This is a genomic window from Acidibrevibacterium fodinaquatile, from assembly GCF_003352165.1.
Classification (GTDB): domain Bacteria; phylum Pseudomonadota; class Alphaproteobacteria; order Acetobacterales; family Acetobacteraceae; genus Acidibrevibacterium; species Acidibrevibacterium fodinaquatile.
Genome location: NZ_CP029176.1, coordinates 3,245,664 through 3,270,728 on the forward strand (window position 1 = coordinate 3,245,664; position 25,065 = coordinate 3,270,728).

Sequence of the window (25,065 nt, forward strand, 5' to 3'; positions counted from 1 at the left end):
TCAGCTCTCGCCGTCTTCTGGCGACAATTCACCAAGCCCGTAGCGGCGCAACTTGACATAGAGGCTTTGGCGGCTGAGGCCGAGGATTTCAGCCGCCGAGGCACGGTTGTCGCCCGTCATCTCGAGCGCCGCCTCGATGCAGAGACGCTCGATCATATCGGTTGCCTCGCGCACCAGATCCTTGAGCGCGACCCGGCCGATGAGTTCCGTCAGTTGCTCGACCGAACGCGGCAGGGCGCGATTGGCCGCGGGCACGAGATTTGGGCCCGCCGGCAGGCGATAGCCCACATTGCGAATGGTGAACCCGAAATACATCTGCTCCTGATTGGCGACGGCGACAGCGGAGATCTCCACCTCGTTCGTAATCCCCGACTCACCGCGCAGGCTTGTCGCAAACAGGCGAACCGAGCCGTGTTGGCGCAAATTGGCGATCAAAACCCCGAGATCGACCCCTGGGCGGCCGAGCCAGCGCTCGAGCGACTCGCCATGCGCTTCTTCGATGGCAGGTAGCTGCACGAGATCGAGAAACGCCGCGTTGGCGGCGATCACACGCCCGTCCATGTCGGTCACGACGAAGGCATCCGGAGATTTTTCGACGATATGCAGCAATTTGGCGGCAAGCGAGCCCGGCATTGCCGCCATCCCCTCGGCGAGCGGAGTGAGGCGGACGAGAAACAGCTGCGCGTCGTCTTGCCGGAAGAAATGCGCGGCGAGCACGATCTCCTGGCCGCTTTCGGCCAATCGGACACGCCGCTCCTCGCCGCGCCCGGCGCCACGGACCCCACCAAGAAGCGTCTGCACCGCTTGCGCGTCTTCCTCGGCGACATAAAAACTCAGCGTTCGCCCGACGACACGGCGAAGATGATCGCCCAAAAGATCGCGCGCCGCAGGGTTGGCCTCGACGATTTTGAGCGTCGCGACATCGAGGATGACCACCGGATCAGGCGACATTTGAAAAAGGAGACGATAGCGCGTTTCCATCTGTATGCGCCGCGCGTAATCTTGCTCGAGCGATTGCTGTGCTGCGACGAGGCGCTGCTGAAGCGCCGCCATGTCGCGCAAATCACGGCTGAACGCGACGATCCGGCCATCACGCCCGATGCGCACGGTCGCAGCCAGGATGGGAACATCGGGGCCGTTGGCGGTGCGATAATTAATGTGGCGCCAGCGCGGCGATGTGGTCTGGCCAGAGGTCGCGGCGTCGGCGAGCAAGGCATCGATTTTCGGGCGGCTTTCCACGGTCACGAGGTCGTGCCATTTCCGCCCCGGCCAGTGCACATGCTCAGCCAGCTCGCTTGCCAAGGCATCACTTTGGATGGAGACGTCGTAAATCATGCCGGCCTCGTCACAAACCAACGCCATATCGGCGGCGGTGGCAACAAGTGCCGCGGCAATTTCGGGGTCGAGGCTCCCAAAAGTCTTTTTGGGCGACCTGAAGGCCTTCACAACTTTTGAGACCCCCATGCTCTATCCAACCCCCGAACAAATGCCGACCCCTCTCACTTGTCAATCGCCACCGTTTTTTTGTCTTGTCAACCACTTGCCTCGCGTGCGCGGTCAACGCGCAGCCGCAAGAACCGAGATCAGGTTCTCGGCTTGACGCGGCGCACTCTCGGCATCGGCGGCGGTGGTGTCGGCGCCAACCAGTCTAACGAATTCAGGATGATCAATAAAAGCCGCGCCCCCCACCATCACCCCAATGGCGGGATTACGCGAAAGCCGGCGTATCGCGCGGATGGCGCTCGCCAGCGCATCGAGCTTGCGCGCCGATCCGACCGATAGCCCGACCATCGAAAACCATTCCCGGCGCACCCGCGCCGAGAGATCTTGCATCGTCTCCAGCGGGTCGTTGCTGACGCCCCAGCGGGCACGGCGGAAAAATTCCCCGAGCATCTGCGCACCGAAATTATGCTGCTCACCAGGCAGCACCGCGAGCAGCAAGCGGCGATTGGGGAGCGGCGGGCGATGGGTGATCTCGCCTGCGAGATCGCGAAACATGTTTCGCAAGCGCCAGAGGCAAACCGAAACAGAGGCGAAATCGCAGATATCCTCCTCCCACAACACGCCGAGCCGGCGCGCTGCGGGGGCGAAGAGATCAAGGAATATGGTCTCGATATCGACCCCGCGGCTCCGCGTCCGCTCCACGGCGGCGCTCGTCGCGGCGGCGTCGTGCCGTAGGAGTGCGGCAAGTAGCGCATCGACGTCGCTGCCATCGACCGTGCCCAGCCCCACAGCGCCGAGCGTACGCGCGCCGGCCTCATCGCAATGGGCGAGCACAAGACGCGGGACGATGTCGTGTTCTATCGCGAACGCGAGCGGCTGGCCGATCTGCGGACAGGCAACGGGCAGAGGTGATGCACCGCGGCCGGCTGTCGGCGGTCGGCCGGACGAGACCCGCCCGCGCGACCATAAAGCTTCCGTTTGGACTTCTAAGAGCTGATCCATGGCTTCGTTTCCTCCCGAGACATTGACCTTTCGCGTCTGTATGTGTCAAGTTTTATTTACGTCGTTTTTGCTTGACACTCCTTACCGTCCATGCCTAGGCTCACCTACGGACCAAGACGGGAGGGCGGAATGAAAAAATTCACTGACATATCTGTCCTCGCAAGAGTTTCCGTGGGTTCGCGCGAAGCGAGCAGAAAAGCGGCGCGAGCCGTGTGGATCAGTCGACAACTCGCCGGAGGTATTGTCAAGTGATGTTTACATCGAGCATCATTGGCCGCTGGCTGGAAGCGGTTGATTGCTGTCCCTGGGGCGCGACTACCGGCCGCCATGTTTTTCCAGCATCCCATGACGCGGCGCCCGTCCGCAGACCCGCCCCGCTCTATACCGCCGAAGAGCGCCGCCGCCGTGACGCGTCACCCTGGACGCTGGTGCAAGGCGTTCTCGCGCCGGTGCAGTTCGCGGTCTTTCTGCTGAGCCTCACGCTGGTCTTGCGCTATCTCGCGACCGGCTCCGGTTTCGGCATGGCGACATTCTCGATCATCGTCAAAACCGGTGTGCTCTATAGCATCATGATCACCGGCGCGATCTGGGAGCGCGAGGTCTTCGGGCGCTATCTTTTCGCACCCGCCTTTTTCTGGGAGGACGTGTTCAGCCTTCTGGTGATCGCGCTTCATACTGCCTACCTCGCAGTCCTCCTGACCGGCGCTGCCGATCGGGGCGAGCAAATGCTGATCGCGCTCGCCGCTTATGCCGCCTATGCCGTCAACGCCGCGCAATTTCTGCGCAAGTTCCGCGCGGCGAGATTAGCGGCATGGCCCAGCCACGCCGATTGCGCCGCGGAGCCGCGGGGATGAACCACTCTCCCGCTCCCCCCCCCATCGGCCTGGCGCCTGACGCGCTGCCGGTGCTCCGTGAGCGTGGCCAGCGGGAGGTATTCTGCGGTCTCACGAGTATCGTTTGGTTGCACCGCAAAATTCAGGACGCGTTTTTCCTCGTCGTCGGCTCACGCACCTGCGCCCATCTTCTGCAATCCGCAGCCGGCGTCATGATATTCGCCGAGCCGCGTTTCGCGACCGCGATCATCGAGGAGCGCGATCTCGCTGGCCTCGCCGACGCGAATGACGAGCTCGACCGTATCGTCACCCGCCTGCTCGAGCGCCGGCGGGACATCCGGCTGTTGTTCCTTGTCGGCTCGTGCCCCTCGGAAGTGATCAAGCTCGATCTCGGGCGTGCCGCGGCGCGGCTTTCGGCACGCTTCGCGCCCGAAGTATCGGTGCTCCATTATTCGGGAAGCGGCATCGAAACCACGTTCACCGAGGGCGAGGACGCGGCCTTGGCGGCATTGGTGCCAGTTTTACCGAGAGAAGCCGACGATGCCGCCCCCTCGCTCATGGTCGTGGGCGCCCTCTCCGAAATCGTCGAGGACCAGCTCGCACGTCTCTTCGCCGAGATCGGGATCGCGCCGGTCCATTTCATGCCCGCCCGCCGTGCGCGCGAAATGCCGCCGCTTGGGTCAAAGACGCGTTTTATCCTTGCCCAGCCCTTCCTCGCCGAGACCGCACGCGGCCTCATGGCCCGGGGCGCGCAGCCGATCGCGGCGCCATTTCCGCTTGGCGCCGCGGGCACGTCACTCTGGCTCGGCGCTGCTGCGGCGGCTTTCGGCATCGCCCCCGCTGCCCTCAGCGCACGCCTTGGCGCGAGTGAGGCGCGCGCCCGCGCGGCGATGGCACCGCATCGCGCCATTCTCGCCGGCAAACATGTCTTCTTCTTTCCCGACTCGCAACTTGAGGTGCCGCTCGCGAGATTTCTTGCGCGTGAGCTCGGCATGGAACTGATCGAGGTCGCGACCCCCTATCTCCATCGCCAACATCTCGCCGCCGAGCTCGCACTTCTGCCCCCCGACGTCATGCTCGTCGAAGGCCAAGATGTCGAACGCCAGCTCGATCGCTGCCGGGCGGCCAAACCCGACCTCGTGGTTTGCGGGCTTGGTCTTGCCAACCCGCTCGAAGCAGAGCAGCTCACGACGAAATGGTCGATCGAACTCCTCTTCACCCCGATCCAGGGCTATGACCAAGCGGGTGACCTTGCGGAACTTTTCGCGCGCCCGCTCCGTCGCCGCGCGCGGCTCAGGATCTGAGCGATGCAACTCACCCTCTGGACCTATGAAGGACCACCCCATATCGGCGCGATGCGGATCGCAACGTCGCTCCAAAATGTTCACTACGTCCTGCATTCACCCCAGGGAGACACCTACGCCGACCTTCTCTTCACCATGATCGAGCGGCGCGAGGCCCGCCCCCCTGTCACCTACACGACCTTTCAGGCGCGTGACCTCGGCGCCGATACCGCGGCGCTGTTCAAAAACTCAGTGCGGGACGCTTATGCGCGCTTCAAGCCGGATTTGATGGTCGTAGGCGCTTCCTGCACGGCGGAACTCATTCAAGACGACCCAGGCGGCCTCGCGCACGCACTTGCTTTGCCGATACCGGTCGTGCCGCTCGAATTGCCGGCCTATCAGAAGAAAGAAAATTGGGGCGCAAGCGAAAGTTTTTATCAGATCGTGCGCGCCTGCGCGCGTCCCGCCGCAGCGGCGCGCCCAGCTCGCCCGCCCGCCAGCACCGAGGGCCGGCGCCCCCTATGCAATATTCTCGGCCCGACCGCACTCGGCTTTCGCTATCGCGACGATCTTCGTGAAATCAAGGCCCTCCTCGGCAGGCTCGGGATTGCGATCGGGGTGGTGGCGCCACTCGGTGCCGCGCCTGCCGATCTCGCCCGGCTTGGCGAGGCCGATTTCAATGTCGTCCTCTATCCCGAAATCGCTCATCTCACGGCGCAGTGGCTGCAGCGCCAATTCGGCCAGCCCGCGACAACGACCGTGCCGATCGGCGTTGGCGCAACGCGGCGCTTCATCGCCGAGGTGGCAGCCCTCAGTGGCCTCGCGCCAGACGCGCCCTCGGTCACGGCGGCGCTGGCGGGAAGCACGCTCCGCCTTCCTTGGTATTCGCGCTCCGTCGACTCGACCTATCTCACCGACAAACGCGTGTTCATCTTCGGCGATGCGACCCACGCTCTTGCTGCCGCACGCATCGCCTGCGACGAGCTCGGCCTCGCCGTGGTTGGGATTGGCACCTACAGCCGCGAATTTGCCCGCGATTTCCGCGCCGCCGCGGAGACCTATGGCGTCAAGCCGCTGATCACCGATGATTACCTTGAGGTCGAGCGCGAAATTGCCGCCGCCGAGCCCGCTCTCGTTCTTGGCACACAAATGGAGCGCCACATCGCCAAGCGCCTTGGCATCCCGTGCGCCGTCATCTCCGCCCCCATTCATGTCCAAGACTTCCCCGCTCACCACGCACCCTACATGGGATTCGAAGGCGCCAACGCGATTTTCGACGCCTGGATACAGCCCCTGATGATGGGCCTCGAGGAGCATCTCTTGACGATGTTCCGCGAAGATTTCGAATTCCACACCGCCGCGCCGCCTTCGCATCTCGGAAGATACGTGCCCCAAGCAAGCCCACCTGCCGCCAACACTGACCCCACGCGCTGGGTCGATGAAGCCCTGCGCGAACTCGCTAAAATCCCCTTCTTCGTCCGCGGCAAAGCCCGCCGCAATACCGAAAAATTTGCCGCCGAACGCGGAATCTCCCCGATCACACTCGAGACGCTCTACGATGCCAAAGCCCATTTCAGCCATTGATCGAAGCCCGCTTCGCGTCGTCGTGGTGACCATGGACACCCATCTCGCCGGTGCGCTCGCGCGCGCCGAGGCTTTGTTGCGCGACGATTTGGCCGCCGTCACGCTGACGCTCCATGCGGCCGATGAATGGGGCAGCTCGGAAGAGGCGCTCACAGCCTGCCTCATCGACATCGCGCAGGCCGACATCCTGGTCGTCACCATGTTGTTTCTCGAGGATCACATTCGCGCGGTCTTGCCCGCGCTTGCCGCGCGGCGCGAAGGCTGTTTGGCGCTCGTTGCCTGTCTATCCGCCGCCGAAGTCGTGCGTCTCACCAAGCTCGGCGCTCTCTCGATGAGCGGCGAGACGAATGGCCTGCTCTCGCTTTTCAAGCGCCTGAGTGGGCGCAAAACTTCGGGCGCCGCAAGCGGGAAGGAGCAGATGAAGATGCTCCGCAAGCTGCCGCGCCTTCTCCGCTTTATTCCGGGTCCTGCGCAAGATCTGCGTGCTTTTTTTCTCACGATGCAATATTGGCTCGCGGGTTCGTCGGAAAATCTCGCCAATCTCGTGCGCCTCCTGGTCCGGCGGTATGGCGGCGAGGCGTACCGCGGCACGCTTCGCACCGCGCGTGTCGCGCCGCCCGTCGAGTATCCCGAGACCGGTCTTTATCATCCGCGCGCATCGGGTAGAATAGTGACCGATCCTGCCGCTGTGCCAAGCGACGGGACCGCCGGCACGGTTGGGCTTTTGCTCCTGCGCTCCTACATTCTCGGCGACAACGCCGCCCATTATGACGGGGTTATCGAAGCACTCGAGGCACGCGGTTTGCGGGTGATACCCGCTTTCGCCAGCGGCCTTGATGCGCGCCCCGCGATTGAGCGCTATTTTCTTCCGGGCGGGCGCCGGTGCATAGATGCTTTGGTTTCGCTCACGGGCTTTTCCCTTGTCGGCGGCCCCGCCTATAACGATGCCTCCGCCGCCGTCGACAGTCTTTCGGCGCTCGATATCCCCTATATCGGCGCCCATCCCCTCGAATTTCAAACCATCGAACAGTGGCAGGGCGATGCGCGTGGCCTGACGCCCGTCGAAGCGACGATGATGGTCGCGATCCCCGAAATCGACGGCGCGATCCTGCCAATGACGTTTGGCGGGCGGGCCAGCGGAGCGGGAGCGGAGCGACGCCGCGATATGGTCGTGCATGCCGAGCGCGCGGCCCGTTTGGCGGCCCGCGTCGCACGGCTCGTCGCACTCCGTAAAACGCCCCGCTCTGCGCGCCGCGTTGCTGTGGTTCTTTTCAACTTTCCGCCGAATGCCGGCGCTGTTGGCACGGCGGCTTATCTGTCGGTTTTCGCCTCGCTTTACAATCTGCTGCGCGCGATGAAGCAATCGGGCTACCAAGTCGCGCTACCGGCAGACATAGCGGCATTGCGGCAATCTATTCTCGATGGCAACGCCGGGCGCTTCGGCACCGAGGCCAACGTCATCGCGCGGATACCAGCGGCCGAGATTACGCGAGAAGAGCCCTGGCTTCACGATATCGAGCGCCAATGGGGCCCGGCACCGGGGCGCGCCCTGAGTGATGGCTCTTCCGTCTTCGTGCTCGGGGCGCAATTTGGCAATGTACTCGTCGGGATTCAGCCCGGCTTTGGCTACGAGGGCGATCCGATGCGCCTTCTCTTTGAGCGCGGATTTGCACCGACCTACGCTTTCAGCGCCTTTTATCGCTATCTCCGCGAGCACTTTGGTGCTGACGCCGTCTTACATTTTGGCACCCACGGCGCATTGGAATTCATGCCCGGAAAGCAAGTCGGGCTGTCTGACTCCTGCTGGCCGGACCGACTGATTGGCGATATGCCGAATTTTTACCTATATGCCTCCAATAATCCCTCGGAGGGGGCGCTGGCAAAGCGTCGCGCCGGTGCGACCCTCATCAGTTACCTCACGCCGCCCGTCACCAAAGCCGGACTTTATCGCGGGCTTCTCGACCTTAAATCCTCGCTCGATCGCTGGCGTAACCTGTCACCCGAGACGGATGGGCAAACCCGCGCCGCACTCGCGGCTGTCATTCAAAGTGAAGCGGCGACGCTCGATCTTGCCGCTGCCACTCCCGCGTGGCACGAGGAGGTCCGTCAAGAGAAGATCGAAGCGCTCTTGAGTGCCCTCCTTGACCTGGAATATACGCTGATCCCGGATGGACTGCACGTTCTTGGCGAACCGCCACGGGCGGACGCGCGAAGCACCGTCCTCGATGCCGCTGAAATCACCGATCCTGCCGTGAGAACGCGCCTCGAATCGTTGCTCGCGACGGATCACGAAATTCCGGCTATCCTGCACGCGCTCGATGCCGGCTACATTCGGCCTGCCCCTGGCGGTGACCTCCTACGTACGCCGGAGATCTTGCCCACGGGGCGCAATCTGCATGGGTTTGATCCATTCCGTATCCCGAGCCGGTTTGCCCTGGCCGACGGCGCGCAACAGGCCGCGCGCCTTCTCGAAAAATACCGCACCGATACGGGCAAACTTCCAGAAAGCGTTGCCCTCGTCTTATGGGGCAGCGATAACCTCAAGAGCGAGGGTGGGCCGATTGCACAGGCGCTCTGGCTCCTCGGCGCTATGCCTCGTTACGATGGATATGGCCGACTGTGCGGCGCGGCACTGATACCGCTCGATCAGCTCGGCCGGCCGAGGATCGATGTTATCGCAACAATCTCAGGTATTTTTCGCGACCTTTTGCCGCTCCAGACGCGCCTTCTCGCTGAGGCCGCGTTGCTCGCGGCCAATGCCCCTGAGAGCGAGGCAGAAAACTTCGTTCGCAAGCACGCCCTGGCCTATCAGGCCGCGCACGGTGGAGATATCGCTGCCGCGGCACGCCGCGTCTTCGGCAATACAGACGGCGCCTATGGCGCGAACGTCACTCTTTTGCTCAATCAAGGTGGCTGGCAGGACGAGAATGAGCTGGCGGACGCCTTCGTGCGTCGCAAAGGCTTTGCCTATGACACCGATAACAAGTCGCAAGTCAATACGAAGCTTCTCTCTCATTTGCTCGCCTCCGTAGATCTAACTTATCAAAACCTGGAGTCGGTCGAGCTTGGTGTCACAAGTATCGATCACTATTTCGACTCGCTCGGCGGCATCAGTCGCGCGGTGTACCGGGTGCGGGGTGGCGATGTTCCAGTCTATGTCGGCGACCAGACGCGCGGGGAGGGTGTGGTTCGCACGCTTTCTGACCAGGTTGCGCTAGAGACCCGCACGCGAACGCTCAACCCGAAATGGTATGAGGCCCTGCTCGCCCACGGTCATGAGGGCGTGCGCAATCTCGAAGCGCAGGTGACGAATACATTGGGATGGTCGGCGACGGCCGGCGGCGTCGCGCCTTGGATATATAAGAACATTGCCGAGACCTATATGCTCGATCCGGTGATGCGCGAGCGTCTGTCGCGCCTCAATCCCACGGCCTCGATGCGCATCGCGAGCAGATTGATCGAAGCCCACGAACGCAACTACTGGACGCCGGACGAGGAAACTCTCACCCGCCTTCGCCAAGCGGGCGAGGCGATCGAAGATCAGATCGAAGGTATTGGCGTGGAGGTCGCAGCATGATGGATCTCGAAAGTCTCTCAACCCCCTGTTCGACGGGCTGCGGCGACGGCGAGGGGAGTGTGCAGGTTCATCTCGACCCGGACACCAGAATTGGCACCGCGAAAGTGTTTGCCATTTATGGTAAGGGCGGCATCGGAAAAAGCACGACATCGTCGAATCTGTCGGTAGCGTTTGCTAAGCTCGGAAAGCGCGTGTTGCAGATCGGCTGCGATCCAAAGCACGACTCGACCTTCACGCTCACCAAACGGCTCATGCCGACGGTGATCGATGTTCTCGAACAAGTCGATTTTCACGCGGAAGAGTTGCGCGCCGAGGATTTCGTCACCGAAGGCTATGAGGGGGTGCTCTGCGTCGAGGCGGGCGGTCCGCCGGCGGGAACCGGGTGCGGTGGGTACGTCGTTGGCCAAACTGTCAAACTCTTGAAGGAACATCACCTCCTTGATGACACCGATGTCGTTATCTTTGACGTCCTCGGCGATGTTGTTTGCGGTGGCTTCGCAGCGCCCCTTCAGCATGCCGACCGCGCTCTTATCGTCGCCGCGGATGATTTCGACTCCATTTTCGCGATGAACCGGATAGTTGCGGCAATTCAAGCCAAGTCACGCAATTACAAGGTGAGGTTGGGCGGCGTCATCGTCAACCGCAGCAAAAGCCGGGAGCAAATTGACCGCTTCAACGCGGCTACGGGCTTGCGTACCCTAGCGCAATTTCCTGACCTCGACGCTATTCGCCACAGTCGTCTCAAAAAAGCCACTTTATTTGAGATGGACTCTTCTCCGGAGCTCGATGCGGTGCGCGCCGAATATCTCCGCCTTGCCAGCGCACTCTGGGCGGGGGCCGAGCCGCTTTCGGCGAGCGCCATGAAAGATCGCGACCTTTTTGACCTTTTGGGGTTCGACTAATGAGCGAGACCTATCACCAACGTCGCGCGCTACTTCTTGAGTATTTTGACCGCACGGCTATTGATGCCTGGGCGCGGCTTACGTCGGACGCACCCCTCAACCCGATCCGCGCCACCGTTCGCGCTGGCCGTGACGCGATGCGTAATACGCTTTTGCAATGGCTGCCTGAGCGCCTCGATGGCATGCGCTTGCTTGATGCGGGTTGCGGGACTGGTGCCCTCTCCCACACGCTCGCGCAACGCGGCGCGAACGTGCTTGCGTGCGATCTGTCGCCGCGGCTCATCGATATCGCCCGCACACGCGGTGCCGAAGCCCGCCAAAGCGGAGCTCTCGAATTCGTTGTGTGTGACATGCTCGATGTCGCGCTTGGGGAATTCGACTGTGCGATCGCGATGGATAGTCTCATTCATTATCAACCAGCGACGATTTTGGCGGCATTAGAGGCCCTCGCTCAACGCGTGCGACGCTCCCTACTCTTTACATTTGCGCCGCGTAACGCGCTCCTTGCGGGAATGCATGCGCTTGGACACCTGTTTCCCCGCGGCAACCGGGCACCCGAAATCGTGCCGATCGCAGAGAAAGCCCTCATTCGTGGCATTGGCGCTAGTGCTGCTCTCTCAGAGTGGCGAATTGGCCGCACACAACGCGTCGCCCGGGGCTTTTATATCTCGCAGGCGCTGGAGCTCGTGCGAAAATGAGTCTCTCAGAGACGAAATATCCCGATCTCGCGCAGGTCAACCGCCGTCTTGGCGCACTCTGGAAGCGTCTCGGGCCGCGCTATCTTCCATTTGCCGACGCAGTGACCTCGGAGCTGCCATTTTTGCGGCTCATCCGACTTTCCTTGTTTCAGGTCTCCGTCGGCATGGCGGTCGTACTTCTGATTGGCACGCTCAATCGGGTGATGATCGTTGAACTCGGCGTGCCCACCTGGCTTGTCGCCGTCATGGTCGCGCTACCGCTGGTTTTCGCGCCGTTCCGCGCTCTGGTTGGATTTCGCTCCGACATTCACCGCTCGGTGCTTGGCTGGCGGCGGGTTCCATATATCTGGTTTGGGTCTTTATTACAGTTTGGTGGTTTTGCGATCATGCCGTTTGCGCTCATCATCCTATCAGGTGACGTGAGGGGTGGGCCCGCCTTCGTCGGCGACATCGCCGCGGCGGTTGCCTTTTTGATGGTGGGTGCTGGCCTGCACACGACCCAGACCATCGGTCTTGCCTTGGCGTGCGATCTTGCGCCCGAGAAGAGCCAGCCGCGTGTTGTTGCCTTGCTCTGCATGATGATGCTGATCGGCATGGTAGTCAGCGCGCTGGCGTTCGGGATATTTCTTGCGCGGTTCAGCGAGGTGCGTCTCATCCAGGTGGTACAGGCGGCGGCATTCGTGACGATGGTTCTCAACATCGTCGCACTTTGGAAGCAAGAGCCCCGTCATCGCGCGGATGGCGGCGACGCCACGGTTTCCTTTGCGGCCTCTTGGCGGGCCTTTCGCAGCCAAAGACAAGCGGTCCGGCGCCTTGTCGCGCTGGGGCTTGGAACGCTCGCCTTTAGCATGCAGGATATTCTTCTTGAGCCCTATGGCGGGCAGGTTTTGCATCTTACCGTCGGGCAGACGACGCTGCTTACCGCGGTTCTCGCTTGCGGTGGTCTTGCAGGCTTCGGTATTGCCGCGCGTGCCCTCGGCCGTGGCGCCGATCCCTATCGGTTTTCGGCACTTGGCAGCTTGATCGGGCTTTTTGCCTTTACGATCGTGATCTTTGCTTGGCCGCTCGCTTCACAGATTTTGTTCGGACTTGGTGTCTGCCTGATCGGCGTTGGCGCGGGCGTATTTGCTCACTGCACGCTGACCGCGGCGATGGGCACGGCTGAGCGCACGCGCATCGGTCTTGCGCTCGGCGTCTGGGGGGGGGTACAGGCTTCAGCGGCGGGCATCGCCGTAGCACTTGGCGGCTTGCTTCGTGACGCCATCTCCTATCTCGCGATGAGAGGCGCCTTGGGGCCGGTGCTGCACGATCCTGCCATCGGCTACATCGCCGTCTATCATCTGGAAATTCTTCTGCTCTTCGTAACGCTCGTTGCCATCGGTCCACTGGTTCGCGCCGGGGCGGACGAGAAAACGCGCTCACCATCCCGCGGATTGCTTGGGATGCCGGCTTCTCAGACCTGACAGCTGAGGTGAAATTATGCCAAAAGGTGCGATCACCGGTTATATCGACGTTGCCCAGCTCACGCTGTATGCGTTCTGGATCTTCTTCGCCGGACTGATTTATTACCTCCACCGCGAGGATAAACGCGAGGGATATCCAATGATTTCGGATAATCCGGACGCGCCCGCCCGGGAGGGATTTCCACCAATGCCAGTCCCGAAAATATTCTTGCTGCCGCATGGCGGAACCCAGAGCGCCCCGCGCCAAGAGGTCGCACGCAAGGTCAATGCCGCACCCGCCTATCCGTGGTCGGGCTCGCCGCTCGTCCCACTCGGCAACCCGATGCAAGATGGCATTGGCGCTGCCGCCTACGCCGACCGCGCCGAGGAGCCGGAGCTGACATTCGAAGGCGAGCGGCGCATGGTTCCACTCCGTGTGGCGAATATCTATTCCGTGCACCCCGATGATCCGGATCCGCGCGGCATGGAAATTGTCGCAGCAGACGGTGTGATTGTTGGAGCCGTCACTGATTTGTGGATCGATCGCAGTGAGCCGCATATCCGCTACGTCGAAGTTACGCTTGCGGCCGCGGCCCCGCCACGGACGGTGTTGGTGCCCATGCTTTACGTCGATCGGATCGAGCGCGCGAGGGGTCGTCTCTTGGTCAGTGCGATCACATCAACTGATTTCCTTGCTATCCCGCCGCTCAAGGATCGTGACCAAGTGACCGCGCGCGAAGAGGACAAGATCACCGCATATTTCGCTGGGGGCTTCCGCTACGCAACGCCCGATCGGCAGGAGCCGCTGCTATGAGTGAGAAAATGCCGATTGTGCCGCATGGCCTCCCGGGGCCGCTACCTGCAGGGGAGACCATACTTTGGCAGGGTGCACCTTCGTGGAAGCTATTGGCGAGGCGCGTTTATCACCTCCCGATGATTGGTCTCTATTTCATTGCGTTGCTCGTCTGGCGTGAGGCGATAGCGCTTTCCGGCGGCGGCACCTTGGTGGACGCGCTCAAGGCTGGCGGTGCGGCGCTCGGTCTCGCGATGGTAACGCTCGGGCTGCTTCTCGCCTTGGCACGGCTTGTCGCGCGGAGTACGGTTTACACGATCACGTCGCAAAGGCTCGTCATTCACTGCGGTATCGCCCTTTCGGTGACGCTAAATTTGCCCTACCGCTTGATCGACGCCGCTGAGCTCCGTGATCATCGCGATGGCAGCGGCGACATTTCGCTGACCCTACGCAAGGGAGAGCGCATCAGCTATCTGATGTTCTGGCCGCACGTCCGGCCATGGCACCTCAATCGGGTCCGCCCCGCTCTGCGACAGATCGAAAATGCCTCGCAGGTCGCGCAGTGTCTCGCGCGCGCGCTTGCCGCCGATGCGGCGCAGCCCGCGCCAACCGTGCCACAAAGCGTGCGCGCGGCTGACAGCGTTTCGGCCGCGGTGGCGCCAGCATGAGCAGGACCGCTTCCCCTTATCGCGCGTTTCCAAGCGGGCCCTTGGTCGCCTGTGCGGCCCTGATTACCGTCGCGATCGGCGCCGCGGCGCTCGGGGATTGGCGCGGCATATCGAGCGCCGTGCCCCGCTCGGCACCGCTCGTAAGCCGGCCGATTCAGTTTGTCGACCAGCCGGATGGCGCAATTAGGGCGCTCGATGCAGCGACGCGGCAGGAGATTATGATTATCGCGCCGGGAACCAATGGTTTCTTGCGCGCGACCCTGCACGGCCTGGCGCGCGAGCGGCGCCGGGCGGGTTTTGGTCCACAGCCGCCGTTTCAACTCACTGCCTGGCGGGACGGGCGTCTCACCCTGACCGACTCGACGACGGGACGTCGTATCGAGCTCGAATCCTTCGGCCAAGACAATGAGGCCGCCTTTGCCCGTCTACTCACGAATGAGGGGAGACAGCCATGAGCAGTGCGCGGAGAGAGTTCGATATTTCGTGTCGTGTAGATATCGAACAAAGCCCGGAGAGTTTACATGCCCACGCGATCCCGGAAGGGGTCTCGCTGCGGCCCGGCGACACCGTGATCGTGCATGGGGTGCCATCGACGGTAGCATTTGGTGAGCACCTGGAAATGACATGCCGGGCGACTGTGTTCCGTGCCGGTATTTTTGAGCGCTTGTGGCTCCGGTTTAGCTCGCTTTTCGAACTGACCGAACTCTATGAGGTCGGCTTTCAACCCAAGGAGTTGGCATGATGTCAGCGATGGCTGCCCCGAATGAGGCGACACGTCTCGCCCAGCGCGATACCGTGTTGAGTCCGCGATTTTATACGACCGATTTCGCCGCGCTCGAGCAGATAGATATCACATCGGTACGCGCGGAATGGGACGCCGTGATGGCGGAATTTCGTCTCGATAAAAACAAGGGCCATTTCATCCGTAATGCCGAGTTCGACCTCGATCTCTCGCAAATGCCTGATGCGTTGCGCGAGGAATTTCTTGATTTTCTGATCAGCTCTGTCACCGCGGAATTCTCTGGCTGCGTTCTTTATGCCGAAATTAAGAAGCGCCTCAAAAATCCTGCTCTCAAGGAGTTGTTCGGCTTCATGAGCCGCGATGAGGCGCGGCATGCGGGCTTCATCAACGACACACTCAAGGATTTTGGCGTCGGCGTCGATTTGAGCTTCCTGACCAAGGCGAAGAAATACACCTTCTTCAAGCCGAAATTTATCTTCTATGCCACCTATCTATCCGAAAAGATCGGCTATGCCCGCTATATCTCGATCTATCGCCAGCTCGAGCGCCATCCGGAATATCGCTTTCATCCGATTTTTAAATGGTTCAAGGAATGGTGTAACGACGAATTTCGCCATGGTGAGGCTTTTGCGCTTTTGATGCGCGCCAATCCTTGGCTACTCTCGGGCATAAACAAACTCTGGATCCGGTTTTTTCTGCTCGCCGTCTTCGCGACCATGTATGTGCGCGATCACGGGCGCCCGGCCTTTCATCGTGCGCTTGGCATCGATCCGGATGAATATGATTTGCAGGTATTCCGCATCACTTCGGCGATCGCAAAGCAGGTCTTTCCGGTGGCATTACCCGTCGACGATCCGCGCTTCATGGCTGGTCTGCGGCGTTTGCGAGGCATTTCCGACAAAGTCAGCCTGCTCAAATCCCGAGGGCCGTGGGCACGCGTGAAGCGGGCGGCACTCCTTGCGCGAGCCGGCGGAGTCCTGCTTCGCCTTTATCTGATGGCGCCAGAAAGATCAGCGCTCCCCGCAGAGGTACGTATGGCACCGACCTGGTAGCACAAGAGCGAGGATGCTGTGAACCACTATGTTTTTCCCGCCCTATATGCGCTTTTTGTCTGGTGGTTTAGCACCGGGGTGATCATTTATCTCGATGGGCTGCCGCGCGCGACGTTTCGCTGGAGCATGATCGGCGCGACGATCGTCCTTGCGGCATCTTTGTATGGGCTTTGGGCCAGTAGCAAAATAGTGACGCTGGGTGGGCTCTACTGCGCTTTTACCACCGGTCTTCTCGCCTGGGGTTGGCAAGAGATTAGTTTTTACATGGGTTTCGTCACGGGCCCGCGACGTGAGCCCTGTCCCGAGAATTGTCATGGCTGGCGCCATTTTATTCACGCGATAGAGACAAGCCTCTATCATGAATTGGCGATCATTGTATTTGCGGTTGCAGTTATTGCGCTCACGTGGGGCGCGCCAAACCATGTCGGTGCCTGGACCTTCATGATTTTGTGGTGGATGCACCAGAGCGCGAAGCTCAATGTTTTTCTCGGCGTACGCAATCTGAATGAAGAATTCTTGCCCGAGCATCTCGGCTTCCTGAAGAGTTTTTTAACCAAAAAGCCGATGAACCTGTTGTTTCCGTTTTCGGTAACGATATCGACGGTGATTGCTGCACTTTTATTCGAGGAAGCAGTACGGCCTGGTCAGTCGAAGTTCACCGCAGTGGGCGACGTGTTTCTTGGCACGATGATGGCACTGGCGATCCTCGAGCACTGGTTTTTGGTGCTCCCACTGCCAGCGGCGGCGCTATGGCATTGGGGTCTTGCCTCGCGCAAGGCGGCAGCGAAGGTTGATATCGAGGTTGTCGCGGGATTTCTCGGCGCTGGCAAGACTACGGTTTTGAGCCGCCTTCTCGCCGATGCGGATCCCGCGTTGCGCACCGTGGTGCTGGTCAATGATTTTGCGAGCGTGGGTGTCGATGGCTCGCTTCTCGCCGGGCGCGGCGCGGACATTGTTGAATTGCCGAATGGCTGTATTTGCTGCTCGCTCCGCCAGGATTTGGCGCGACAATTGCAGGAGACGCTGGCACGCTGGGCGCCGCAGCGCGTGTATATCGAACCAAGCGGCGTCGCCGACCTCGCATCCCTGATCAGCGTCCTCCATCAGGATCGCTTGCGGCCGCTGATCAGTGCTGTTCATGTGCGCGCCGTTATCGATGCTGGGGCATTTCAATATGATTTTGCCCGGATGCCTCGGCATTTCGAGGCGCAGATGGGACTCGCGAACGATGTACTGGTCAACAAATGCGATCTGGTAGCGCCAGCAGAACTCCGCATGATCGCGGCGACGTTGGCGGCAATCAATCCCGGGGCGAGCATTGTTCCCGCGCGTTTCGGCATGCCCTCGACGCACCAAGGCGATGCGGATGCGCTCGCCGCCCGCGGGGATGATATCGCGTCGCCGCCGAGGTCAAAATTAGCCGCCCGGCCCGAGCACATGCCGGCGGCAAAGGGCGCGCGGCATCACCACGAGCACGAACATACACATGAACGTAATGAGAACGCGGGGCACGAAGCAGATCATGCGCATGATTTAGATCATGGCCATGAGGCCGCGCTCGCTGGATTAACCGCATGGAGTGCAACCCTCGGTGGGGTGTGTCATCCGCTCGGGCTGGAAACGGTTCTGACTGCGGTCGCCGCCGGGAAGTTTGGGGCGGTGGAGCGGGTCAAGGGGATCGCGCGGAGCGGGGATGGCTGGGTTCGTTTCGATGTCGCTGGCAGGCGCTGGCGGGTTGCCGCGTATGCGCCGGGGAATGATGAGCAAGCGCGGGTTATCGCGATCGGGCGTTCGGTCGATGAGCCCGGCCTCGCCGAGGCGTTCAGGGCGTGCGTGATGTCGGCCTCGATGTGAAACGCTATGGGAAGGAACCCGAATAGGTTCGCGAAGGAGTGATGAGCGCCATGGATTATGAAGCGTTTTTTGAGGAAAAATTGGCCGCCTTGCAACGCGAAGGGCGTTATCGGGTTTTTGCCGATCTGGAACGCCGTGCCGGCCATTTTCCGCGGGCGACGCATTATCGGCGGGGCGGCGGGTCGGAGGTCACGGTGTGGTGCTCCAATGATTATCTCGGCATGGGCCAGCATCCGAAAGTGATCGCGGCGATGCACGAGGCGATCGATCGCTGCGGGGCCGGGGCTGGCGGCACGCGGAACATCTCAGGGACCAATCATTATCACGTCACCCTTGAGGCGGAACTCGCTGATCTTCACGGGACCGCGGCGGCGCTATTGTTCAATTCGGGCTATATGTCGAATTGGGCGACACTGAGTACGCTCGGCCAAGCACTTCCGGGTTGTGTCGTATTGTCGGATGCGCTCAACCATGCCTCGATGATCGAGGGCATCCGGCAATCGCGGGCGGAACGAATCGTTTTTGCCCACAATGATGTCGCCGATTTAGCACGCAAGCTCGCCGCGATTGATCCCGCGCGGCCCAAGCTCGTCGCCTTCGAGTCGGTCTATTCAATGGATGGCGATATCGCGCCGATTGCCGAAATTTGTGACGTCGCCGAGACCTATGGCGCGATGACCTATCTCGACGAGGTTCATGCCGTTGGGCTTTACGGCGCTCGCGGCGGCGGGATTTCCGAGCGCGAGGGAATAGCGGCGCGTTTGACGGTCATTGAAGGGACGCTTGCCAAAGCCTTCGGCGTCGTTGGCGGCTATATCGCTGGATCGGCGGCCCTGTGTGATTTTATTCGCAGTTTCGCCTCCGGTTTTATTTTTACCACTTCTTTGCCCCCTGCCATTGCCGCGGGAGCGCTCGCCAGTATCCGCCATTTGAAGGAAAGCAATGAGGAGCGCGAACGCGTTGCCGAGCGGGTCGCGACATTGCGGCGCGAGCTTGACGCGATCGGCGTGCCGCATCTCGAAAACCCCAGCCATATCGTGCCGGTGATGGTGGGGGATCCTGTTCTCTGCAAGCGTATTAGTGACGAGTTACTCGAGCGGTTCGCAATCTATGTGCAGCCGATCAATTATCCGACCGTCCCGCGCGGCACCGAGCGGCTGCGGATCACGCCGTCACCGCTGCACAGCGACGCCGATCTCGCGCATCTGGTCGATGCGCTCGGGACGATCTGGTCGGCATTGCGCCTGCGGCGCGCGGCCTGAGGGTGTGAACATGGATATCAGCCAGCATGTGAGCGTCGCTCAAGCCCAAGCAACCCCACGGGTTTTGGTGCCGCCCCATCGTCGAGCACTCCCGCTCAGGGTCGGAACTCGGGCCTCACCGCTCGCGCTTGCGCAGACAAAGACGTTTCTTTCAGTGTTATCGGGCTTTTGTCCCGTTCTCCGTGATATGCCGGTGTTCGAGGCGCACCCCATCCGCACGACGGGCGATGCGTCGCAGGCAAGCGGGTGTCGTCTTGCCGATCTCGGCGGCAAGGGTTTGTTCGCCAAGGAGATCCATGAGGCACTCGCCGATGGGCGCATCGATTTCGCCGTCCACAGCTTGAAGGATCTCGAGACTGAGTTGCCGGCCGGGATCGTTCTCGCCTGCACCCTGACACGCGAGGATGCGCGCGATGTGCTCATTCTCCGAGATGATCTTCCTCGCTGGGGGCGCGCGGAAATCTCCGCGCGGGCCGAGGCGGGCGATGATCTCTGGGATTGTCTCCCTGATGGCGCGGTGATCGGGACATCCTCGGTGCGGCGGCAGGCGCAGCTTCTCCATGCACGGCCCGACCTGCAGATCAAAACGCTACGCGGCAATGTGCAGACCAGGATCGATCGCCTCGATCATGGTGATTGCGCGGCAACGCTCCTTGCGCTCGCGGGCCTCAAGCGGCTCGGTATCGCCGATGATCGGGCGATCGTCATCGACCCTTCGGTGATGGTGCCAGCGGCGGGTCAGGGGATCATCGGCGTGACCGTGCGCGCCGATGACCATGAGCTTCGCGATCTTTTGGGCGCCATCGAAGACCCTGAGGCGCGCGCCGTCTCCACCGCCGAGCGCGCTTTGCTCGCGGCCCTCGATGGCTCGTGCAAAACCCCGATCGGCGGCTATGCGCGGGTGAAGGAGGGGCGCCTTCACCTCACGGGCCTGCTTGCGCGCGAGGATGGCTCGTTTCTGGTGCGGCGAACGGTGAACGGCGTGATTTCAGAGGCGGCGGGGATCGGCTACGCGCTCGGCATGGAGCTTCGCGCCCAGGCACCGGCCGACGTGTTCGCATGAGGAATTTTCGACCGATGGAGATCTGGCGAACCCCGTGACTAGGCCCATATCGCTGGTGGGCGTGATTTTCGCTCTCGTCGCAATGCAAGGAGGTAAATGCCATGGCAGAAAACGAGGTTGCAAAGCCCTCACGGCGGGCGATATTGGGCGCGGGCGTGACCGGCGTTCTCGGCTTGGCGCTGGCGCAAACGGCGCGCGCGCAACAAGACGGCAAGGTTGAGAAGGCCGCCGTCATGTATCAAGACAGCCCGAAAGACGGCCAAAAATGCAGCATGTGCGTGAATTTCCAGCCGCCGAATGCGTGTAAGGTCGTTGCCGGCGAGATCAGCCCAGATGGCTGGTGCGGCGCCTACGCGCCGAAATCGGCCTAAATCCGCGGCGTGCGGATCGCAAGCCGTCTCAAGCTTCGTTGCTTGCGCTGGCGCCCGATCGGTCAGGCACGCCCGATCACCCCCCCCTCTCCTGACCGGGAATGGTGGTCGCGGCGAGCAGAGCCGCCTCCACCGCCTCCGAGACGGCAATGTTGGCTGCGAACGCCGCTGCCGCTTCCTCGATCACGAATTTGGTATCGGCCATCTCCCTTCCCGCCGCGTCGATGGCGGCGCGATAGGCCGTGCGCAGGGCGGGAAGATCGGCGACGTCACCAAAGCGGTAAAAATTGAGGGCGGCTTGCGGAAGCCCGATCGTCTCGGAAAGACGGGTTGCGATCACCTGGCCGCCATTGAGATCCCCGAGATAGCGCACATAGGCGTGGGCGACCAAAGCCCGGCCGTCGCCGAGAGCGCCTTTGGCGATACGCCGCGCGTAAGCGCCTCCCGCCGCGAGCAGGGGCAGCGATCGCCGCCATCCTGGCCCGCTCAATGCGACGAGATCGGCTTCGATCGCGGCCGCGCGCGCGAGATCAAAGGCCGCGAGGGGGGCGACGCCAGGGCTTTCGCGATGCCGGCGCAAGCCGTACTCGAGAACACGATAGGCGGGGAGCAGGGTACGTAGCAGAAGAGCGTAGCCAGCGGCGGAGACGCGGCCGCGGAGAAGCGCCCGCATGATCCCGCCCCGCTCGGCAGCGCCATGCAGGGCACGGGTGCGCGCGCGGCACGCATCAGCGAGCCCGGGGCGGTCGGAGTCGGTCTTGGCGGTGGGTTGGGGAGATCCGCATTTCATGATATAAGATCTCTCTATAAGCGAAACCGACCCTCCGTGAAAAGGAATTGAGCAACCGCTCGCACGATGAACGCCCTTGATCTCGCTCAGCCAGATGTCATGCTAAGGCTCGATGATCAGGGGATCATTCGTGAGGCGAGCCTGTCCAATGCCGTCCCCGGCGAGGGAATCGGCGAATGGGTCGGGCGCCGCTGGTCGGAAACGGTGGGCGGGCGCGGCGGCGAAGAGGTTCTGCGTCTCCTCTCATCGGCACGAAAATCTGGGGTTTCGCCGTTTCGCGAAATAGCCCAGCGTTTTCCGAACGGCCTCGAAATACCGATGGAATACACCGCGGTTCGCCTCGGCGGCAAAGCCGGCGTGATCGCCATCGGGCGCAATCTACGCGCGGTCAGCGAATTGCGCGATCGGCTGATTGCGGCGCAGCAAGAGGTCGAGCGCGATCACTGGCGTCTGCGGCAAATCGAAACCCGCTATCGCTTGCTGTTTGATACATCGAACGACGCGATCGTCACCCTCGATGGCGCAACGTTGCGCCTCGTCGATGCGAATCCCTCGGCACACGTCGCCTTTGGGCTGACGCCGGGCGATGATTTTCTTGCCCATCTCGCGCCGGCCGGGCGTGAGCGTTTCCGCGCCATGCTCGCGCGCGTCAAGGAGCAGGGAAAAACGCCCGGGCTTTTGCTGCATCTTGGTGCCGCGCGCAAACCCTGCGTGATCCGCGCATCACATATGCCAAGCGAGCCTGGCGCCATGCTGTTCCTCCTACACCTCGCGGAGCTTGGGGTGATGCGTGGCCAGGCCGGCCGGCAGCCACCGCCATCGGCCGACCGTATCATCGAGCGGCTGGGCGACGGTTTCGTGGTTTTCGATCGGCGCGGCGTCGTGCATCGCGCCAACCGGGCCTTTCTCGATCTCGTGGAGATGACCGGCGAGGAGGCGGTGATCGGGGAGATGATCGGCCGCTGGCTGATCGCACAGGAGGGCGACACCGTGGCCATGATCGCGGCCATCGAGCACCAAGGAGCCGAATCCCGCTTCAACGCCATCTTGCGAAACGAACACGGCGCGCGCTTGGCGGTGGAGATCACCGCCGCGGGTGACACCGACAATAAACCGATTTATTTCGGTGCCCTGGTGCGCGATCTGCGCCGCTCTGCGCCCGCCGCGGGGTGGGCGCCGCAGCACGCGCTTTTACCCCCCGGGGACGCGGATGAGGCGCCGCCGCTTCGCGATCTGATTCGCAACGCAACCCAGGCGATAGAGCGCTATTACATCGAGGCCGCGCTCGCGCAGGCCCGCGGCAATCGCACGCTCGCGGCCGAGCGGCTCGGGTTGAGCCGGCAGAGTCTCTATAATAAAATTGAGCGCTACGGCTTGGCGGGCGACACTGCGGGTCGGGAATGAGCGCGCCCGAGCGTGCCATGCGCGCAAGCGTCGCGCTGGGGCGGTTTGCGGGGCGGCATTTGACCGGAGGGTAATTTCAGCGGAACAGTGTGGGTATGATGTCGTCGCAGGCTCATGCCCCGGCGTTTGGCGAAGCGGATCTCACGAATTGTGACCGCGAGCGGATCCAATATGCCGCCGCTATCCAGCCGCATGGCGCCCTTTTGGTGTTGCGCGAGCCGGATTGGATCGTGGTTCAGGCGAGCGCCAATGCCGCGGATTTTCTCGGCCTTCGGGCCTCGCCCGTCGGGCGGAAGCTGGCGCTGGTAGAGCCCGGCTTGGTCCCTTGTCTCGCGCGTGCGCTCACGCAGCCGCTCGACGTTATTCCGGTTGCATTGCGCTGTATCGGCCGGAAAGGCCCCCTCGATTGCCTGGTCCATCGCCCGCCGGAGGGGGGTGTGATCCTCGAGCTCGAGCATGTTGGCCCGCGCCGCGACGTCGGCGCGATTCTCGAGCCCGCCCTACAAACCATCCTCGCCGCGCCATCGCTTCGCAGTCTTTGCGATGAGACGGCGCGCTTGTTCAAGGATGTCGCCGGCTATGACCGGGTGATGGTGTACCGCTTCGATGATGACGGCCATGGCGAGGTGTTTGCCGAAGAGCGCGAGCCCCATCTCGAGGCCTATCTCGGCAATTGGTATCCCGCCTCCGACATCCCTACCCTCGCCCGCAAACTCTATGAGCGCAACCGGGTGCGGGTTCTCGTCGATGTCGCCGCCGTCTCCGCGCCGGTCGCACCGCGCATATCACCGCTCAGCGGGAAGGAGCTCGACATGTCGCTCTGCTTCCTGCGCAGCATGTCGCCCATTCATATCCAGTATTTGCGCAACATGGGGGTGGTCGCGACCTTGGTCGTCTCGCTCATGGTGGGTGGCAAATTATGGGGGCTCGTTGCCTGCCATCATTATCAGCCGCGTTTCGTGCATTTCGAAACCCGCGCCCTCTGCGAGCTTTTGGCCGAGGCGGTGGCGACGCGCATCCTCGCCCTCGAGAGTTTTCTGCAGGCTCAGGCCGAGCTTTGGGTGCGTCGGCTCGAACAGCGCATGGTGGAGACCGTCTCGCGTAAGGGGGATTGGCGGATCGCCCTGTTCGACGGCTCGCAATCGCTGCTGCAACCGCTTGGCGCGTCTGGCGCGGCCTTGCTGTTCGAGGGCACGGTGATGACCGAGGGCGACGTTCCCGGAACCCAGCAAATCCGCGACATCGGCGCATGGCTCGACCAAAAGCCGCGCGCGCCGGTCTTTGCCACCCCCTCGCTCAGCGGCGAGGCGGCTGCCTTCGCGCCGCTGACCCCGGTTGCGAGCGGCGTCATCGCGGTTCCGATTTCGAACGCGCCCGGCGAATATCTCCTCTGGTTCCGCCCCGAGCGCATTCGCACCGTGACCTGGGGCGGCAACCCGTTCAAGCCGTTCGAAATCGGCAATGACCCCACCGATCTCTCCCCCCGCCGCTCATTCGCGCAATGGCACCAGATGGTCGAAGGCACCTCGGCGCCGTGGACGCAAGCCGATCTCGCCGCCGCCCGCCTGATCGGCGAGACGGTCACCGATGTCGTGCTGCAGTTCCGCTCGCTGCGGATGCTGATCGTCCAGGACCAGCTCGAGACCGTGCGCCGGCAGATCCAGCTTTCCGATCAGCCGGTGATGATCGCCAGCCCCGAGGGCACGGTGCTCGCGTCCAATCAGGCGCTCGAGCGGCTGCTCGGCGATGTCCATCCGCGCTTGCAGCGGGTCGAGGATCTTTTGCTTTATGTCGCCGATGCGACCGATCTGCGCCGGCGCCTTCTTGATCTCCTCAAACATCATCGCGGCTGGCGAAGCGAGATCCGCCTGGAAATCGAGGGGAGTGCCGCGAGCAGTTTGCTCTTGCGGGCCGACCCGGTCTTTGCCGCGCCGTCGCGGGTGCTCGGTTTCGTCTTACTGTTTACCGATCTTTCGACCCAGAAGGCCGCCGAGGCGGCGCGTGGCTTGTTTCAAGAGAGCCTCATCCAAGGCCATCGCCTGGGTCTCGGCAGCCTCGAGGGGCCGGCTGATCTGCTTTTTCGCAGCCTTTTTTCCAGCATGATCGAGAACGCGCAGCTCGCCGCCTGGGAAATCACCGATGCCGTCGAGACGGCGAAAATTCCGGAACTCCTTGCCAATCTGCGTCTTTCCGTACAGCGCGCGGCCGAGACGCTGGCGCATCTGATCCGCCACGAGACGGAATTTTCCGAGCGAGAAAACTGACGCGCGCACCGCAAAGATGGGTGACAGTATGTAAGTTT

21 protein-coding genes are annotated in these 25,065 nt (G+C 62.2%); 18 read left to right on the forward strand and 3 right to left on the reverse strand.

Translation table 11 applies throughout. From position 1 onward, the window contains the following. Together ppsR (DEF76_RS15470) and DEF76_RS15475 are read right to left on the reverse strand one after the other, a co-directional pair. Window positions 1–1,464: a transcriptional regulator PpsR gene (ppsR, locus tag DEF76_RS15470; protein WP_275895689.1), complete on the reverse strand. Its 1,464-nt coding sequence runs from the start codon at window positions 1,462–1,464 to the stop codon at window positions 1–3. Between the two features lie 93 nt (window positions 1,465–1,557). Beyond that, window positions 1,558–2,445, reverse strand: a complete 888-nt coding sequence (locus tag DEF76_RS15475; protein ID WP_114913061.1) for a cobalamin B12-binding domain-containing protein — start codon at window positions 2,443–2,445, stop codon at window positions 1,558–1,560. A 251-nt stretch (window positions 2,446–2,696) separates the two neighbouring features. Here DEF76_RS15475 and bchF point away from each other — a divergent pair, with 251 nt between their 5' ends. The 16 genes from bchF (at window position 2,697) to DEF76_RS15555 (ending at window position 20,569) form a co-directional block, all read left to right on the forward strand. Then, on the forward strand, window positions 2,697–3,299 hold the full coding sequence (bchF, locus tag DEF76_RS15480) for a 2-vinyl bacteriochlorophyllide hydratase (protein ID WP_114913062.1): 603 nt from the start codon (window positions 2,697–2,699) through the stop codon (window positions 3,297–3,299). Beyond that, on the forward strand, window positions 3,296–4,582 hold the full coding sequence (locus tag DEF76_RS15485; protein WP_114913063.1) for a ferredoxin:protochlorophyllide reductase (ATP-dependent) subunit N: 1,287 nt from the start codon (window positions 3,296–3,298) through the stop codon (window positions 4,580–4,582). The genes bchF and DEF76_RS15485 overlap by 4 nt, the downstream gene beginning before the upstream one ends. 3 nt (window positions 4,583–4,585) lie before the next feature. Then, the gene (bchB, locus tag DEF76_RS15490; RefSeq protein ID WP_114913064.1) at window positions 4,586–6,145 is read left to right on the forward strand and encodes a ferredoxin:protochlorophyllide reductase (ATP-dependent) subunit B; all 1,560 of its coding nucleotides are present in this window, start codon (window positions 4,586–4,588) and stop codon (window positions 6,143–6,145) included. A gap of 31 nt (window positions 6,146–6,176) precedes the next feature. Beyond that, entirely contained in the window at window positions 6,177–9,722 is a 3,546-nt protein-coding gene (locus DEF76_RS15495) for a magnesium chelatase subunit H (RefSeq protein ID WP_456303859.1), read from the forward strand. Beyond that, window positions 9,719–10,624: a ferredoxin:protochlorophyllide reductase (ATP-dependent) iron-sulfur ATP-binding protein gene (bchL, locus tag DEF76_RS15500; RefSeq protein WP_456303843.1), complete on the forward strand. Its 906-nt coding sequence runs from the start codon at window positions 9,719–9,721 to the stop codon at window positions 10,622–10,624. The genes DEF76_RS15495 and bchL overlap by 4 nt, the downstream gene beginning before the upstream one ends. Further along, complete coding sequence (bchM, locus tag DEF76_RS15505; RefSeq protein ID WP_114913067.1) at window positions 10,624–11,322, forward strand: magnesium protoporphyrin IX methyltransferase; 699 nt, start codon at window positions 10,624–10,626, stop codon at window positions 11,320–11,322. Before bchL ends, bchM begins: the two co-directional genes overlap by 1 nt. After that, window positions 11,319–12,785, forward strand: a complete 1,467-nt coding sequence (locus DEF76_RS15510) for a PucC family protein (RefSeq protein WP_114913068.1) — start codon at window positions 11,319–11,321, stop codon at window positions 12,783–12,785. Before bchM ends, DEF76_RS15510 begins: the two co-directional genes overlap by 4 nt. Before the next feature lie 16 nt (window positions 12,786–12,801). Next, the gene (puhA, locus tag DEF76_RS15515) at window positions 12,802–13,578 is read left to right on the forward strand and encodes a photosynthetic reaction center subunit H (protein ID WP_114913069.1); all 777 of its coding nucleotides are present in this window, start codon (window positions 12,802–12,804) and stop codon (window positions 13,576–13,578) included. 8 nt (window positions 13,579–13,586) lie between these two features. Beyond that, window positions 13,587–14,225 carry a photosynthetic complex putative assembly protein PuhB gene (gene puhB, locus DEF76_RS15520; RefSeq protein ID WP_275895712.1) on the forward strand — a complete coding sequence of 213 codons (639 nt, stop codon included), beginning with the start codon at window positions 13,587–13,589 and terminating at the stop codon, window positions 14,223–14,225. Next, window positions 14,222–14,680, forward strand: coding sequence for a photosynthetic complex assembly protein PuhC (gene puhC / locus DEF76_RS15525; protein WP_114913071.1), 459 nt, complete (start codon window positions 14,222–14,224; stop codon window positions 14,678–14,680). The genes puhB and puhC overlap by 4 nt, the downstream gene beginning before the upstream one ends. Then, on the forward strand, window positions 14,677–14,967 hold the full coding sequence (locus DEF76_RS15530) for a hypothetical protein (RefSeq protein WP_114913072.1): 291 nt from the start codon (window positions 14,677–14,679) through the stop codon (window positions 14,965–14,967). Before puhC ends, DEF76_RS15530 begins: the two co-directional genes overlap by 4 nt. Further along, entirely contained in the window at window positions 14,964–16,019 is a 1,056-nt protein-coding gene (acsF, locus tag DEF76_RS15535) for a magnesium-protoporphyrin IX monomethyl ester (oxidative) cyclase (protein ID WP_240319026.1), read from the forward strand. The genes DEF76_RS15530 and acsF overlap by 4 nt, the downstream gene beginning before the upstream one ends. Window positions 16,020–16,037: 18 nt before the next feature. Further along, window positions 16,038–17,873, forward strand: a complete 1,836-nt coding sequence (gene puhE / locus DEF76_RS15540; RefSeq protein ID WP_114913074.1) for a putative photosynthetic complex assembly protein PuhE — start codon at window positions 16,038–16,040, stop codon at window positions 17,871–17,873. 50 nt (window positions 17,874–17,923) lie between these two features. After that, window positions 17,924–19,135, forward strand: a complete 1,212-nt coding sequence (gene hemA / locus DEF76_RS15545; RefSeq protein ID WP_114913075.1) for a 5-aminolevulinate synthase — start codon at window positions 17,924–17,926, stop codon at window positions 19,133–19,135. Window positions 19,136–19,145: 10 nt separating this feature from the next. Then, window positions 19,146–20,198, forward strand: coding sequence for a hydroxymethylbilane synthase (hemC, locus tag DEF76_RS15550; protein WP_114913076.1), 1,053 nt, complete (start codon window positions 19,146–19,148; stop codon window positions 20,196–20,198). Between the two features lie 101 nt (window positions 20,199–20,299). Then, window positions 20,300–20,569, forward strand: a complete 270-nt coding sequence (locus tag DEF76_RS15555; RefSeq protein WP_114913077.1) for a high-potential iron-sulfur protein — start codon at window positions 20,300–20,302, stop codon at window positions 20,567–20,569. Between the two features lie 76 nt (window positions 20,570–20,645). On the opposite strand, the gene DEF76_RS15560 is transcribed toward DEF76_RS15555, so the two are convergent. Continuing rightward, window positions 20,646–21,359 carry a biliverdin-producing heme oxygenase gene (locus DEF76_RS15560; protein WP_114913078.1) on the reverse strand — a complete coding sequence of 238 codons (714 nt, stop codon included), beginning with the start codon at window positions 21,357–21,359 and terminating at the stop codon, window positions 20,646–20,648. A gap of 66 nt (window positions 21,360–21,425) precedes the next feature. Between DEF76_RS15560 and ppsR (DEF76_RS15565) the strand changes: the two genes are divergently transcribed. Continuing rightward, window positions 21,426–22,763 (forward strand): transcriptional regulator PpsR, encoded by a 1,338-nt coding sequence (gene ppsR / locus DEF76_RS15565; RefSeq protein WP_114913079.1) that lies wholly within the window; start codon window positions 21,426–21,428, stop codon window positions 22,761–22,763. Window positions 22,764–22,858: 95 nt separating this feature from the next. Further along, complete coding sequence (locus DEF76_RS15570) at window positions 22,859–25,027, forward strand: GAF domain-containing protein (RefSeq protein WP_205216036.1); 2,169 nt, start codon at window positions 22,859–22,861, stop codon at window positions 25,025–25,027. The last annotated feature ends 38 nt before the right edge of the window (window positions 25,028–25,065 follow it).

Bases quoted from the DNA above. Each gene is read 5' to 3' on its own strand.
- ppsR (WP_275895689.1), bottom strand. From the start codon at position 1,464: ATGGGGGTCTCAAAAGTTGTGAAGGCCTTCAGGTCGCCCAAAAAGACT.
- DEF76_RS15475 (WP_114913061.1), bottom strand. From the start codon at position 2,445: ATGGATCAGCTCTTAGAAGTCCAAACGGAAGCTTTATGGTCGCGCGGG.
- bchF (WP_114913062.1), top strand. From the start codon at position 2,697: ATGTTTACATCGAGCATCATTGGCCGCTGGCTGGAAGCGGTTGATTGC.
- DEF76_RS15485 (WP_114913063.1), top strand. From the start codon at position 3,296: ATGAACCACTCTCCCGCTCCCCCCCCCATCGGCCTGGCGCCTGACGCG.
- bchB (WP_114913064.1), top strand. From the start codon at position 4,586: ATGCAACTCACCCTCTGGACCTATGAAGGACCACCCCATATCGGCGCG.
- DEF76_RS15495 (WP_456303859.1), top strand. From the start codon at position 6,177: ATGGACACCCATCTCGCCGGTGCGCTCGCGCGCGCCGAGGCTTTGTTG.
- bchL (WP_456303843.1), top strand. From the start codon at position 9,719: ATGATGGATCTCGAAAGTCTCTCAACCCCCTGTTCGACGGGCTGCGGC.
- bchM (WP_114913067.1), top strand. From the start codon at position 10,624: ATGAGCGAGACCTATCACCAACGTCGCGCGCTACTTCTTGAGTATTTT.
- DEF76_RS15510 (WP_114913068.1), top strand. From the start codon at position 11,319: ATGAGTCTCTCAGAGACGAAATATCCCGATCTCGCGCAGGTCAACCGC.
- puhA (WP_114913069.1), top strand. From the start codon at position 12,802: ATGCCAAAAGGTGCGATCACCGGTTATATCGACGTTGCCCAGCTCACG.
- puhB (WP_275895712.1), top strand. From the start codon at position 13,587: ATGCCGATTGTGCCGCATGGCCTCCCGGGGCCGCTACCTGCAGGGGAG.
- puhC (WP_114913071.1), top strand. From the start codon at position 14,222: ATGAGCAGGACCGCTTCCCCTTATCGCGCGTTTCCAAGCGGGCCCTTG.
- DEF76_RS15530 (WP_114913072.1), top strand. From the start codon at position 14,677: ATGAGCAGTGCGCGGAGAGAGTTCGATATTTCGTGTCGTGTAGATATC.
- acsF (WP_240319026.1), top strand. From the start codon at position 14,964: ATGATGTCAGCGATGGCTGCCCCGAATGAGGCGACACGTCTCGCCCAG.
- hemA (WP_114913075.1), top strand. From the start codon at position 17,924: ATGGATTATGAAGCGTTTTTTGAGGAAAAATTGGCCGCCTTGCAACGC.
- hemC (WP_114913076.1), top strand. From the start codon at position 19,146: ATGGATATCAGCCAGCATGTGAGCGTCGCTCAAGCCCAAGCAACCCCA.
- DEF76_RS15555 (WP_114913077.1), top strand. From the start codon at position 20,300: ATGGCAGAAAACGAGGTTGCAAAGCCCTCACGGCGGGCGATATTGGGC.
- DEF76_RS15560 (WP_114913078.1), bottom strand. From the start codon at position 21,359: ATGAAATGCGGATCTCCCCAACCCACCGCCAAGACCGACTCCGACCGC.
- ppsR (WP_114913079.1), top strand. From the start codon at position 21,426: ATGAACGCCCTTGATCTCGCTCAGCCAGATGTCATGCTAAGGCTCGAT.
- DEF76_RS15570 (WP_205216036.1), top strand. From the start codon at position 22,859: ATGATGTCGTCGCAGGCTCATGCCCCGGCGTTTGGCGAAGCGGATCTC.